9 protein-coding genes and 1 pseudogene are annotated in these 14,179 nt (G+C 64.9%); 6 read left to right on the top strand and 4 right to left on the bottom strand.

From position 1 onward, the window contains the following. Window positions 1–279: 279 nt before the first annotated feature. From rnr to AC56LG_RS21505, 4 genes and pseudogenes are all read left to right on the top strand, one after another. A pseudogene (gene rnr, locus AC56LG_RS21520) lies at window positions 280–2,497 on the top strand (ribonuclease R); the annotation flags it as partial. A gap of 1,117 nt (window positions 2,498–3,614) precedes the next feature. Further along, window positions 3,615–4,349: a 23S rRNA (guanosine(2251)-2'-O)-methyltransferase RlmB gene (gene rlmB, locus AC56LG_RS21515; protein ID WP_497168074.1), complete on the top strand. Its 735-nt coding sequence runs from the start codon at window positions 3,615–3,617 to the stop codon at window positions 4,347–4,349. A 175-nt stretch (window positions 4,350–4,524) separates the two neighbouring features. Continuing rightward, window positions 4,525–5,262, top strand: a complete 738-nt coding sequence (gene cysE / locus AC56LG_RS21510; protein ID WP_497168073.1) for a serine O-acetyltransferase — start codon at window positions 4,525–4,527, stop codon at window positions 5,260–5,262. Window positions 5,263–5,277: 15 nt separating this feature from the next. After that, the gene (locus AC56LG_RS21505; protein ID WP_497168072.1) at window positions 5,278–5,958 is read left to right on the top strand and encodes a YceH family protein; all 681 of its coding nucleotides are present in this window, start codon (window positions 5,278–5,280) and stop codon (window positions 5,956–5,958) included. Window positions 5,959–6,044: 86 nt separating this feature from the next. Here AC56LG_RS21505 and AC56LG_RS21500 read toward each other — a convergent pair whose 3' ends face one another. From AC56LG_RS21500 to AC56LG_RS21490, 3 genes are read right to left on the bottom strand one after another with little or no spacing between them, the layout of a single operon-like run. After that, the gene (locus AC56LG_RS21500; protein WP_497168071.1) at window positions 6,045–7,037 is read right to left on the bottom strand and encodes a hypothetical protein; all 993 of its coding nucleotides are present in this window, start codon (window positions 7,035–7,037) and stop codon (window positions 6,045–6,047) included. Continuing rightward, window positions 7,034–7,906 (bottom strand): ABC transporter ATP-binding protein, encoded by an 873-nt coding sequence (locus tag AC56LG_RS21495; protein ID WP_497168070.1) that lies wholly within the window; start codon window positions 7,904–7,906, stop codon window positions 7,034–7,036. The genes AC56LG_RS21500 and AC56LG_RS21495 overlap by 4 nt, the downstream gene beginning before the upstream one ends. Beyond that, window positions 7,903–8,271: a GntR family transcriptional regulator gene (locus AC56LG_RS21490; RefSeq protein ID WP_497168069.1), complete on the bottom strand. Its 369-nt coding sequence runs from the start codon at window positions 8,269–8,271 to the stop codon at window positions 7,903–7,905. Before AC56LG_RS21490 ends, AC56LG_RS21495 begins: the two co-directional genes overlap by 4 nt. 427 nt (window positions 8,272–8,698) lie before the next feature. Here AC56LG_RS21490 and AC56LG_RS21485 point away from each other — a divergent pair, with 427 nt between their 5' ends. Together AC56LG_RS21485 and AC56LG_RS21480 are read left to right on the top strand one after the other, a co-directional pair. Further along, on the top strand, window positions 8,699–10,891 hold the full coding sequence (locus AC56LG_RS21485) for an NHL repeat-containing protein (protein WP_497168068.1): 2,193 nt from the start codon (window positions 8,699–8,701) through the stop codon (window positions 10,889–10,891). Between the two features lie 255 nt (window positions 10,892–11,146). After that, window positions 11,147–13,381, top strand: a complete 2,235-nt coding sequence (locus AC56LG_RS21480; RefSeq protein WP_497168067.1) for an NHL repeat-containing protein — start codon at window positions 11,147–11,149, stop codon at window positions 13,379–13,381. Here the strand turns inward: AC56LG_RS21480 and AC56LG_RS21475 are convergent, their stop codons facing one another. Continuing rightward, window positions 13,382–14,155: a UDP-2,3-diacylglucosamine diphosphatase gene (locus tag AC56LG_RS21475; RefSeq protein ID WP_497168158.1), complete on the bottom strand. Its 774-nt coding sequence runs from the start codon at window positions 14,153–14,155 to the stop codon at window positions 13,382–13,384. Between the last annotated feature and the right edge of the window lie 24 nt (window positions 14,156–14,179).

Below are 14,179 nucleotides of genomic sequence, written 5' to 3'. Positions count from 1 at the left end.
CAACTTTCGCTGCTCTGGCACAGAACTTCCTGCTACCGCTCCTGCTTTTCTTCCCCTCGAACATTGCTGTCGTTGCGAAAGAGCCGAGATTATAGCGGAAGGTTTGCAAAAGTCAAAGACCCGCTTGCCTCGTTTAATAGCTCACCCCACGGGGCGCACCGCAGCACGCTTCGTTAGGCGAATCCCAGGGTCCTCCGTTACACTACGCCTGACAAGGTGTCAATCCAACCATCGTGCCGGGTGCTCCGGCGTTCATCAAAAAGAATTCAAGAAAACGATTTGAAGCAACCTACTCATACCATTCCTAGCCGAGAGGAAATTCTCGGTGTGTTCCGCGATGCCGGTACGTCGCTCGATGCGGCCACGCTCGCACGTACCCTGGGCGTCAAGCCCGCCGCCGCCGAAGTTCTCGGGCGCCGCCTGAATGCAATGGAACGCGACGGCCAGATCCGTAGCGAAGTCAACGGCAGCTATGCGCTGGCGGACGGGAGCGGCTTCATCGCCGGCAAGGTCAGCGCGCACCGCGATGGCTTCGGCTTCGTCATTCCGGACGAACCGGGCAACGACCTGTTCCTGAACGATAAGGAAATGCAGAAAGTACTGCATGGCGACCGCGTGCTGGCCAAAGTCAGCGGCACCGACCGCCGCGGCCGCCTGGAAGGCACGATCGTCGAAGTCGTCGCGCGCGCCAACACCCACATCATCGGACGCCTCCTGAATGAAGGTGGCGTCTGGATCGTGTCGCCGGAAGACCAGCGCATGAACCAGGACGTGCTCGTTGCCGGTTCGCCCGGCAAGGCCAAGGCCGGCCAGGTGGTCAGCGTCGAACTGATCGAGCAGCCGGCGCGCTTCCAGAAGCCGACCGGCCGCATCGTCGAAGTCCTCGGCGAACTCGACGACCCCGGCATGGAAATTGAAATCGCCGTGCGCAAGTTCGGCGTGCCGCACGTGTTTTCGCCCAACGCGCTGAAGCAGGCCAACCGCCTGCCGAACGAAGTCGTCGACAGCGACCTCGCGGACCGCGTCGACCTGCGCGATGTGCCGCTGGTGACGATCGACGGCGAAGACGCGCGCGACTTCGACGACGCCGTGTATTGCGAGCCGATCAAGCTGGGACGTGAAGACGGTTTCCGCCTGCTGGTCGCGATCGCCGACGTCAGCCACTACGTCAAGCCGAACGACGGCCTCGACGCCGACGCCATCGAACGCAGCACCTCGGTGTATTTCCCGCGCCGCGTGATTCCGATGCTGCCGGAAAAACTGTCGAACGGCCTGTGCTCGCTGAACCCGGCGGTCGACCGCCTGAGCCTGGTCTGCGACATGGTCGTCAGCAGTGATGGTGTTGTGCAGGCTTACCAGTTCTACCCGGCCGTGATCCACTCGGCCGCGCGCCTGACCTATAACCAGGTCGCCGACATCCTCGCCGATCCGCAAGGCGAAGAAGCCGGCCGCCGTCCGGCCATCGTGCCGCACCTGCAAAACCTGAACGGCGTGTTCCAGGCGCTGCTGGCCGCGCGCCAGCAGCGTGGTGCGATCGACTTCGAGACCACCGAAACCTATATCGTCTGCAATGCGATGGGCAAGATCGAAAAGATCATCCCGCGCACCCGCAACGACGCCCACCGCCTGATCGAGGAATGCATGCTGGCCGCGAACGTCTGCGCCGCCGACCTGCTGATCCGCCACAAGCATCCGGGCACCTTCCGCATCCACGCCACGCCGACCGAGGAAAAGCTGAACCAGCTGCGTACCTTCCTCAAGATGACCGGCCTGAACCTGGGCGGCGGCCTCAAGCCCTCCGCGAGCGACTATGCCGCCCTGATGCGCGAGATCAAGGAGCGTCCGGACGCGTCCCTGCTGCAGACCATGCTGCTGCGCTCGATGCAGCAAGCGGTCTACAGCCCGGACAACGTCGGCCACTTCGGCTTGGCCTACGAGGCCTATGCCCACTTCACCAGCCCGATTCGCCGCTATCCCGACCTGCTCACGCACCGCGCCATCAAGGCAGTGCTGGCCGGCCGCAAGTACGAACCGAAGGGCATCGACCTGGCCAAGCTGAACACGACCATGTCGAACGCCGGACGCAAGCAGGCGGCGAAAGACAAGGCCGAAGGCACCGCCAAGGATCCGAAAGACCTGACCATCTGGGACGCCCTCGGCGTGCACTGCTCGGCCAACGAGCGCCGCGCCGACGAAGCCTCGCGCGACGTCGAGAATTGGCTCAAGTGCTATTTCATGCAGGACAAGCTGGGCGAGTCGTTCACCGGCATCGTCGCCGGCGTGACCACCTTCGGCATCTTTGTCCAGCTCGATGAACTGTATGTCGAAGGCCTGGTCCACGTGACCGGTCTCGGCGAAGACTACTTCCAGTACGACGAAGCGCGCCACGTGCTGCGCGGCGAACGTACCGGCAAGACCTTCGGCCTGACCGACCGCGTGACCGTGCAGGTGGCCAAGGTCGACCTCGAAGCACGCAAGATCGATCTGGTACTGGCGCAGGAAGGCAGCGTGGCAGCGGCACCGGCCGTGCAGGAAGGAAGCAACGGTCGGCGCGACGACAACAAGGTCGAGCGTAACCGTTCGAACGCGCAGCCGGCACCACAGGCACCGCGCATCGCCGCCCAGGAAGAGGCTAAAGGTAGCCGTTCGAAGCGTTCGCGCCGCGGACGCAAGGAACGTGCAGCCGCGCGTGAACTGGCGGCGCAACTGCCGGATGCAGGGCAGGAAGAACTGCTGGAACAACCGCAATTCGTCGCTGACGATGATGCGGTCGACACGGCGGGCAAGGCCGACGCGAAACCATCGCGCCGTGCGCGCAAGCGTGCGGCGGCGCGTGAGGCAGCCAATGAGGCAGCACTCGAGGCAGCAAACCCGAGCGGCTACGAGACCGGCAACGGCCTGACCGACACGCAGTCCGCTGCAGCCGAGGAGGCAGCCGCAACGCCGACGCTGCTGGAAGACATCGGCCAGGAAACAGGCGCCTCGAAGCGTGCACGCCGTGCGCGCAAAGGGGAGGCGCCAGCCCAGGCCAGCGCCGAGCCGGTCGCAGCCATCGTGCAACCCGCGCCAGAGAACGGTGAAGCCAGGCCCGCGCGCCGTTCGCGCAAGGCGGCAGCGGTGCCGGAAGCGGCTGCACCAGCAGCGCCGGAGCCGGCAGCAGTCGCCGCCGAAACCGTTGAGCCGGTTGCCGCCAAGCCTGCCCGCAAGGCCAAGGCACCTGTACGCGCCGCCATCAAGGCGCCGGCCGAGGCGGCACCCGCAGCGGTACCAGTAGCCGAAGCCGCCACGGAAGCCAAGCCGAAGCGCGCACGCCGTGCCAAGGCACTCGATCCCGACGTTGCAGCATCGATTGCAGCGCCGGCGCCGGCAGTAGAGGAAGTCGCCGAAGTCGTCGTTGAAGCGCCGGCCAAGCCACGCCGCACCCGCGCCGCCAAGGCCGAGGCAGCACCGGTGGTGGTCGAAGCCGCCGCCGAGCCAGCACCGGTATCAGCACCAGCGCCAGCAGCAAAAAAGAGCGTCGCCAAAAAGAGCGCCGCCAAGAAGCCTGCAGCCAAAGAGGCGAGCAGCACGTCCAAAACCAGCAGCAAGAAGAAAAGTAGCGAGAAAAGCAAGGCATGAAAAATAAAATGATTTTCGGCTTCCACGCCGTGACCTCGCGGTTGCGCCACGAAGCCCAGTCGGTCGAAGAAATTTTCGTCGACGCCGAACGCAACGACGGCCGCATGAAGGACCTGATCGCCAACGCCAAGGCGGCCGGCGTGCGCGTCATGCCGGTGGAAGCGAGCCGCCTCGACAAGATCGTCGGCACGCGCCGCCACCAGGGCGTGATCGCCTTTGCCAGCCAGCTGGCGCTGGCGCGCAACCTCGACGAACTGCTCGACGCCATCGAAGGTCCGCCGCTGCTGCTGATCCTCGACGGCATCACCGACCCGCACAACCTGGGCGCCTGCCTGCGCGTGGCCGACGGCGTCGGCGCGCACGCGGTCATCGTGCCGAAGGACCGCGCGGTCGGCTTGAACGCCACCGCCGCCAAGGTGGCGAGCGGCGCCGCCGAGACCGTCCCCTACATCACGGTGACCAACCTGGCGCGCACCATGCGCGAGCTGAAAGACCGCGGCATCTGGCTGATCGGCACCTCGGACGACGCCGACAAGGGCCTGTACGAAGCCGATTTCAAAGGCCCGGTCGCGCTGGTGATGGGGTCCGAAGGCGAGGGCATGCGCCGCCTGACGCGCGAGACCTGCGATCTGCTGGTCAACATCCCGATGTTCGGCTCGGTCGAGAGCCTGAACGTCTCGGTCGCCTCCGGCGTCTGCCTGTACGAAGCCCGCCGCCAGCGCGGGGTGTGATCCTTCGGGAGCCAGTGCACCATCCTTGGCCTGGCTTCACGCACTATGTGAACCGGCGGGCATGCCCGCCGTACTTCCGCAGCCCTGCCTGCGGCAAACTTCAGAATCGCCCCCTCCCAAGCAGCAAGTAGCCGTATAAGCTACCATCTGCCCTTGTTTTCCTTCTGTACCTATTATGTTTTCCTCGTTGCGCGAAGATATCAACAGCATCATCGAACGCGACCCGGCCGCCCGTAACGGCTGGGAAGTGCTCACCTGCTACCCCGGCCTGCACGCCATCGTCATGCACAAGTGGGCGCACGCCTGCTGGACGCGCAACCTGAAGTGGCTCGGCCGCTTCATCTCGTATCTCGCACGCGTCATCACCGGCATCGAAATCCATCCCGGCGCCAGCATCGGCCGGCGCGTCTTCATCGACCACGGCTTCGGCGTGGTGATCGGCGAGACCGCAGTGGTTGGCGACGACTGCACCATCTACCAGGGCGTCACCCTGGGCGGCACCACGCTGGTGGCCGGCACCAAGCGCCACCCGACGCTCGAGCGCGGCGTGATCGTCGGCGCCGGCGCCCAGGTGCTGGGCGCGTTCACGGTCGGCGAATTCGCCAAGGTCGGCTCCAACGCCGTCGTCGTCAAGCCGGTTCCGGCCGGCGCCACAGCGGTCGGCAATCCGGCCCACATCATCCGCAAGGAAGAGCAGTCGAGGAGCGCGCGCATGTTCGCGGCCTATGGCGTCACGCCGAACGGCGACGATCCGCTGTCGAAGGCCTTGCGCGGCCTGATCGACCACGTGGCGCGCCAGGACGAGCAGCTGGAACGGCTGACCGTCACCATCAAGGCGGCCGGCATCGCCTGTCCGAACGTGCTCGAGGGTGATAAACTCGATTCGGCCACATTGAACCGGCTGGTTGACTGACAGCTTAAGGAACCCATGACTGAAGAAATCATCGCCGGCGTCGGCAGCGCGCCGGTGCTCGATCCGTTCGAGATCCGCGTGCTCGCCGTGCTCGCCGAAAAAGAAGCGCTCACGCCCGACAATTACCCGATGTCCCTGAACGCCATCGTCAACGGCTGCAACCAGCTGTCGAGCCGCGATCCGGTGATGCAGCTGTCGGACGAAACCGTGCAGGACACGCTGCAGCGCCTGATCGAGCGTCGGCTGGTGAGCGGCATCAGCGCCGCCGGCGCGCGCGTGACGAAATACGAGCACCGCATGCGCATCAAGTGGACGCTCGAGCAGGACAAGGTGGCGGTGCTGACCGTGCTGATGCTGCGCGGCCTGCAGACCGCCGGCGAGATCCGCACCCGCACCGGGCGCCTGCACGAATTCAAGACCGTGGCCGACGTCGAGGCGACGCTGCAATTCCTGGTCGATAAATACCCGCCGCTGGTGGCGCGCCTGGAACGGGCGCCCGGCACCAAGGAGCCGCGCTACGGCCAGCTGCTTGGCGGCGAAATCTCCACCGCGCGCGACGATTCCGCCTTTGGCGCCGCCGCCGCGCCGGCACCATCGAGCCGCATCGGCCAGCTGGAAGAAGAGGTCGCCGCGGTGCGCGCCGAACTGAACGACCTCAAGGCGCAGTTCGAGGCGTTTCGCCAGCAGTTCCAGTAATGCCGAACCCGCCGTGCTCGTCGCTGCGGCGGGTTCGGCAAAGCGCTATTTACCGACGCTTCGACATCAGGCGCGATCAGCCTCGGTCAACCTTCGTCGCGCCAGCGGCGCAGGCGGATCGCCCCGAGGATCATCGCCACGCCCGCCACCACGCCGCCCCAGAGTGCCGGCTTGGCCAGGGTCGACCACGAGTAGCTCAGCATCGGCAGCAGCGGAACGCCGCTCGAAGTCGGCTGCGGCAGGTCGCTGGCGCCCATGAACCAGGTGCCGGGGACCAGCCCGAGCAGGATCGTCTCGAGCACATTGTTGATGAGCCAGTCGGCATTGATCGTGAGGCCGCCGGTCATGCCCAGCAGGAAGTCCAGCCATTTCAGCAGCACGGCGGCCATCAGGGGCACGCCCACCGCCCACAGGAAGACCTTCGACTTGGCCCAGCTCGATACCAGCAGCAGCCAGCCGGCGCTCGGCAGCGCCCACAGGATGTAGATTGGCAGCATGCCGACCAGGTAGAAAGGCGCCAGGTAGAAGTTGACGTTGGTCAGCACCGCGCCGAACAGGTTGACGCCGTGGAAGCTGGTCGCAATCCCGGCGAAGAGCAGGATCGCCAGCGCCGCCGCCGTGGCCACGCCGATCGTGATCAGTGGCGCCACCACCAGCACCGTGACCAGTTTGGAAAGCACGGTATCGGTATCCGAAATCGGCAGCGACTTCCAGAACAGGATGCTGCGGTCGCGCCGGTCGTCGTAGAGCGCGGCCAGGCAATAGAAGAAGGCGACGATCGGCAGCACGAAGAAGATCGGCGCGCCGACGGCGATGTAGTTGTTCGCGGCGACGCTCGCCATGCGCTCGCGGATTTCCGGCGTGACGCTCTTGGCCATCGAGATCGAGGTCGTGTGGACTTCCTCGCCCTCGACCCGGATGGTGACGTTCTCGGTGCCCATCTTGCCGCTGGCGAGGCCATAGCCGACCACGCCGCCGACCAGCAGGACCATGATCAGGGCGGCGATCAGCGGCGCCCAGACGAAACCGCCCTTGTTTTCCCAGAACTCGCGGCGCAGCAGCCATTTCATCGTATTCATGCGTAGGTTCCTTTCATCGTTGCCACGAACAGGTCGGCGACGCTCGGATTGCGCGTCTCCCCAAGGGCGGACAGTTGGGCGCGCGAGACGCCACCGGCGCGCGCCGAATCGAACAGCATCACCGACTTGCCGAACACGGTGCGCTGGTCAAGCGGCTGCAGCGCGTTGGCGGCATTGACCTTGTCGGCCGCGACCATCACTTCGACGTAGCGCTCGCCGACTTCGTCCATCGAGGCGGCCAGCACGATCTTGCCGTCGCGGATGAACAGCAGGTCGGTCAGGATGTGCTCCACCTCTTCGACCTGGTGGGTGGTGATGATGATCGTCTTGTTCTCGTCAAAGTAGTCTTCCAGCAGGTTCTGGTAGAACTGCTTGCGGTAGATGATGTCCAGGCCGAGCGTCGGTTCGTCCAGCACCAGCAGCTTGGCGTCGATCGCCATCACCAGCGCCAGGTGCAGCTGGACGATCATTCCCTTCGACATTTCCTTGACCTTCATGGTCGGGCGCAGGCGGGTGTTGGCGATGTATTTTTCTGCGCGGGCACGGTCGAAGCGCGGATGCACGCCGGCCACGAAATCGATGGCGTCCATCACGCGCAGCCAGCGCGGCAAAATTGCCACGTCGGCGATGAAGCACACGTCCTGCATCAGGGCGTCGCGCTCGGTGCGCGGGTCGCGCCCCATCACGGTCAGTTCGCCGTCGAACGGGATCAGGCCCAGCGCAGCCTTCAGGGTAGTGGTCTTGCCGGAACCGTTGGGGCCGATCAGCCCGACGATGCGCCCGGCCGGGATGTCGAAGTCGATGCCGTCGATGGCGGTCTGCTTGCCGTAGCGCTTGGTCAGGCCGCGCGCGGAGATCACGGCGCTCATGCTGTGCCTCCCGGCTGCGAGGTGTGCAGCAACTGTTCGACGTCCAGGCCCAGCAGGCGGATGCGTTCCACCATCGCCGGCCACTCTTCGCGCAGGAAGCGCTCGCGTTCGCTTGCAAGCAGTTTCTCGCTTGCCCCTTCGGTAACGTACATGCCAATCCCCCTTCGTTTTTCTACTAGGTTTTCGTCCACCAGTTCCTGGTACGCCTTGGAAACGGTGATCGGGTTCAGTTGGTATTCGGCCGCGATCTGGCGGACCGAGGGCAGGGCGTCGCCGGCCTTGAGGACGCCGTCGAGCATCATCTCGATCACCCGGTCCTTGAGCTGGCGGTAAATCGGTGCGTTGTCGTTCCAGCCGATGTTCATGAATGGCCTCCCTGTCGCGCGGGTGCTGCGGCATGTTCCAGCATGTCTGCCTCCTGTAGATGAATGTCTTGGTGTTGTAGTGAACTATAACAGTGACATTTTTTGAGGCAGCAGAAATGCGACGAACTGCACGAATGCGGAGGTGAGCGGCAGGGAAGCGGTACCGGGCCGATCCTCGTAGATCGATTAGGAAGCGCAGCGCCTTCAATAAAACCGTTTCATTTAGGCATCATAAATGAAATTTTCCCTGCAAAAATCACCAACTGTTTCAGCACTGTGAGATTGACCAACGAAACTGTTTCGCATGGTTTGTAGAAATTTGCAATATGTCCTTCAGGCACCAAAAAGCCTTTCCTTAGTGAATGGTTCACCATAAAATGTTGTCGAAATGAACAGCGCAGGACGCGCTACACTTGGAGAGACGATAGTGAAACAACTGAAACCATTCCGGCATAACGGGGCCGCGGCGGCTGTCCTGCTCGCGCTGCTGGCCGGGTGCGGCGGCGGGGGCGACGCGACGCCAGCTCCGGCAACGCCGGTTGCACCGGCTCCGGGACCTGCCGTGCAATTTACGGTGGGCGGCACGGTCGCCGGGCTGCGCGAAGGCGCGGCCCTTACCCTCGTCAACGGCAGCGAAAAGCTGGTTGTCGCGGCAAACGGCGCGTTTAAGCTGGCAACCTGGTTCAGCACTGGCGCATCCTACGATATCAAGGTGACGGCGCCGGATGGTTATCAATGTAAAGCGGCGGGCGCTTCAGGCACGGTGGCCGGTGCGAACAGCAGCGCGACCGCAATCGAATGCGCACCGACCGTGCTGGCGGGTGTACATACTGCTCTTCAGACGCCGGCATCGATTGCCGCCGACAACACGGGTTCCGTGTACGTTTTCGACAATAGCCTCCAATCCATCATGAAAGTCGCACCGTCGGGCGCTGTTTCGCTCGTCGCCGGCGGCATGGGCAAAGTCGGGTTTGCCGACGGCAGCGGTAGCGCGGCGCGTTTCCATGGGCTCAGCGAAAGTGGGCTGGCGCTTGACGCCCAGGGTAATCTGTTCCTGGCCGATTGGTGTAATGGCGCGGTACGCAAGATCGCCAACGGCGTAGTGACGACCCTGGCAGGAAACGAGCCGGCAACCTGCAATAATGTCCAGAGTGACGATGACTTGTCGCAGAATGTCGACGGTACCGGGGCTGCGGCGCGATTCAAAGCGCTGAGCCAACTCGTGCCCGACGGCGCGGGTGGGGTCTTCGTACTGAGCCAGCTGAACCAGCGGGGCTTACGCCACGTCAGCGCCGCCGGTGTGGTCACGACAAGCGAATCGTGGGCTGGTGCGGACGACGAGTCCAATCAGATCCTCTACTCGGTCGCGCGCAGCCCCGACGGGACTTTTTATGTAGCAAACACCAACCGTATCTGGAAAGCCGTGGGTGGTCAGCTCGTCCGTGTGGCAGGCGGCCGCAGTAACGGTCCGGCAATCGATGGCCAGGGCGAGGCAGCACAATTCAACGGCATCTTCGGTATGGTCGCGGGACCCAGCGGCGACTTGTACATCGCCGACAATGCAACGGTGCGCAAAGTAAGCCCCCAGGGGCAGGTGACCACGATCGCCGGTAATTCCGAGCAGCGCGGCGTTGCGGACGGGCAGGGGAGTGCTGCGCAATTCACCCGGCTGGCATCCATTTCGTTCGCCGGCCCCGACCTGATCGTGCTCGACGTCGACCGCAAAACCTTGCGCAAAGTTACCCTCGACGGCGTCGTTACGACCCTGGCGGCGACACCGCCTTCGCGCGGCACCGTCGACGGCTCCGGCGGCGCGGCGCGCCTGAACATCACGACCGCACTGGCAGCCGATGCCGACGGCAACCTGTTGTTCGGCGATCCCGTGACATACCAGTTGCGCAAGGCGACACCAGGCGGCGAGGTGACCACGATCGCAGGGCAACGCGGTGTCCTCGGGATGACCGATGGGCCGCTCGCATCGGCGCTCATGAGTACCCCGAAAGCGGTGGCGGCCAGCCGCGACGGCGCCATCTGGCTGGCCGACGGCGTCGGACTGCGGCGCATCGCCAACGGCGTCGTTACCACGATCGATCGCACCAGCAGAATCGCCAACATAACGGTCGACGAGGAAGGAAATGCGATCGTGACAGGTAACCAAATGGTGACGCGCATCACGCCGGCCGGGGTCAAGACGGAATTGTTCGGCGAATTCCACACCGGGCCGCTGATCGGAGAGGGTAATTTCATTCCCCAGTCGGTGGCTGTCGACGGCAGCGGAAACATCTATGTTGCCGATACCGGCAATGTGGTCGTCTGGAAGTATACGAAAGCCGGGCAACTCAGCGTGTTCGCAGGTACGGTCGGCAAGGAGACAGGCGATATCGACGGGCCGGTCGGCACGGCCACGCTCGGCTTCTACGCGCTCGATTACATGACGATCGACGACAAGGGCAATCTCTACCTGAGTGGACAGGGCAATGTGCGCATGATCAGCCCGGCCGGCGTCGTCTCCTCACCCTCGTTTGGCTGGGGCAACGCAGTCGTGGGCCCGATTGCCTTTTCTAAAGGCAAACTGTACGGCATGACGCGTTTCGCGTTGCTGCAAACCTGGTTGCCTTGAATCGACCGAAGTGCCTGCAGGCAGCGTGGCATAGCCAGTGTCGCGCTGCCTGGCGGCACTGGAACGCGCTTTCAGCCATGTTGCATACCCATCCCTTCCTCCTCCTTAATCGCCACGAGGAAATTTCTATTGAGCGACAGTTCCCAAAAAAATGTGTGAAAATCAATTAATATATTTTCATGTATGTTTTTACTGTCAACGTTGTATCGCGACGTGCATGGTGCAGTTCGCCAGCAAGTGCTCAAGGAGAAAAAATTGAAACTCAAGCGATTTGAATATGCCGTTGCCACGGCACTGGTGTTGTTGCTGGCGGGTTGCGGTGGCGGCGGTGGAGGCGGCGGTGATTCGAGCCCGGCCCCGTCGACGCCACCGCCGACGGGCGGCACGCCGCCGGTGACGCCGCCGGTCGCGCCGGCAGCCGATTACGCGCTCGGCGGCACTGTCTCCGGCCTGCGCAGCGGCGCAACCTTGACCCTGGTGAACGGCGGCCAGACGCTGCCGGTCGCAGCGAATGGTGCATTCAGCTTCCCGACCCGGCTTGCGGCCGGGACGGCGTTCAATATCCAGGTCACGGCGCCGTCCGGCTACACCTGCAAGGCGACCGATACGACCGGTTCGATCGACAATACGAACGCCGCCAAGGCAGCGATCGACTGCGCACCGCAAGTGCTGGCAGGCGTGCGCGGCGCGCTGCAGGCGCCGCTGGCCGTCGCCGGCGACGGCGGCGGCAACCTCTACGTCACCGACGGCAGCCTGCATGGCGTGCTGAAGCTGTCGTCGAACGGCCAGCTCGGCATGGTCGCCGGCGGCACCGGCCAGCCGGGCCTGGCCAACGGCGCCGGCAGCGCGGCGCGCTTCTGGCTCAACGCCAGCGGCGCCGCCGTCGACAGCCAGGGCAACCTGTTCGTCGCCGATACCTGCAACGGCGCCATCCGCAAGATGACCGCCGCCGGCGAAGTATCGACGCTGGCCGGCAGCGGCTCGACCGCCTGCTACAACGTCGAGTCCGCCAAAACCACGCCGACCAAGGCCGACGGTGTCGGCGCCGCTGCGCTCTTCGAAGGTCCGCAATCGATCGCCTCCGATGGCGCGGGCGGCGTGTACGTGATCGACCGCTCCGCCGGCCTGACGATCCGCCAGGCCACCGCGGCCGGCGTCGTCACCACGGTGACCTATTCCAACCCGGATGCGGTGGCCCCGGTCACGCTGTTGCAGACCATCGCGCGCGGCGCCGACGGTACCCTGTACGTGTCGGACGATACCGACCGTATCTGGAAAGTCGTCAACGGTGCGCTCGTCCTGCACGCAGGCGGTGTGCTCGGTACGACCAAGGATGGCGTCGGCGCCGCTGCGCGCTTCGGCGCGATCACCGGCATGGTTGCCACGCCAAACGGCGACCTGTACGTGACCGACTTCGCGTCGGTGCGCAAGGTGACGCCGGGCGGCGTCGTCAGCACCCTGGCGGGCAGCCAGGAACGCGGCGACATCGATGCCACCGGCACCGCGGCGCGCTTCGGCAACCTGCTGTCGATCGGCTTCGACGGCACCAGCCTGTTCGTGGTCGACAGCGGCCAGGAAGTGCTGCGCAAGGTCACGCTCGACGGTGTCGTGACCACCGTCGCCGCCACCCCGGCAGTGCGCAAGACGGTCAACGGCGACGCCGCCACCGCGCGCTTCGGCTCGTTCAGCTCGCTCGCAGCGGATGCCGACGGCAACATGTACTTCGTCGATCCGGTGACCCACGTCGTGCGCAAGGCAACGCCGGACGGCACCGTGACGACGCTCGCCGGCGTCGTCAACAGCGCGGCCCCGCCTAACCAGGGCGATGGCCCGCTGGCCACGGCCCGCTTTGCCGCGCCGACGCGGGTTGCGGTCGGCCGCGACGGCAGCATCTGGATCGCACAGAGCCTGGGCCTGCGCCGGATCAAGGACGGTGTGGTGACGACGGTCGATATGGCGGTGCGCCCGATTGGCCTGGCGGTCGACCCCGACGGCAACGCCATCGTAACCACGGGTGCCGTGACGGGCGAAGTGTTGCGCATCACGCCGACCGGCGCCAAGACCGTGCTGGTGACCAGACCGCAGATCACGGCGCTGGCTGGCGCGGGCGCCAATCCGCGGCCGCAATCGGTCGCGGTCGATGCCGCCGGCAACATCTATTTCGCCGACACCGGCACCGTCGCCGTCTACAAGCTGACCAAGGCGAACGAACTGAGCGTGTTCGCCGGTACGCAGCTGAAAGAGACGGGCAACATCGATGGCCCGGTCGGGACCGCCACGCTGGGATTCTATGAAGTCGATCACATGACGATCGACGACGCGGGCAACCTGTACCTGACCGGCTCGGGCAATGTGCGCAAGATCAGCCCGACCGGCGTGGTGTCGACGCCGAGCTTCGTCTGGGGTAACGCATCGATCGGTGCGATCACCTACAACCGGGGCAAGCTGATCGGCATGACCCGCTACGCGGTGCTGCAGCAGTACCTGTAATCAGAGGAGGCTGCCGTCGAGGGCATGGCGCGTGACGGCGCCACCCTCGTCGACGGCGATCCAGCCGCCGCGCGGCGGCTCGCTGGATTCGCTGTCGAGTTCCCAGTCGGGCAGGACGTAGCGGCGGCGGCGGCCGTGTATATGCAGGGCAGGGCGGTGGGTATGCCCATGGATCAGGACGTCGGCGCCGGTGGCGTCGAACAAGGCCTCGATCGCGCCTGGCGTCACGTCCATGATGGCGTACGACTTGGTCGTGTGCGCTTCACGGCTGCCTTCGCGCAGGCCGGCGATGATCGCCTTGCGCTGGGCCAGCGGCATGGCCAGGAATTGGTTTTGCCACGCGGTATCGCGTACCATCCTGCGAAATTCCATATATTTTGTATCGAGCGTGCATTCGGCGTCGCCGTGCACGAGGGCGATGCGCTGTCCGCCGACGGTAAGCACGTGCGGTTCGTCCAGCAGCGTCAAGCCGGCCGCCGCGGCGAAGCCCGCGCCGACCAGGAAGTCGCGGTTTCCCGCCATCCAGAAAATCCGCAGGCCGCCGTCGGCCAGGGCGCGCAACTCCGTGACGACGCGCCGGTTCAGCGGCGGATCGAGGTCGTCGTCGCCCGCCCAGTATTCGAAGATGTCGCCGAGGAGATAGAGCTGATCGGCATGCGCCGCATGCACGGACAGGAAGTGGAAAAAGGCGTCCGCGGTGCGCGGATGGGATTCCTGCAGGTGCAGGTCGGAGATGAAGAGCGCGACGGTGCGCGCGGGAGTAGTGGTGGAAATGCTGTGCTCCCGCGCCTGGATACT

The organism is Telluria sp. ZB2R32 (genome assembly GCF_059685715.1).
Note: the sequence above shows the minus strand (reverse complement) of the source record. Positions and strands in the feature narration are given on the sequence as shown.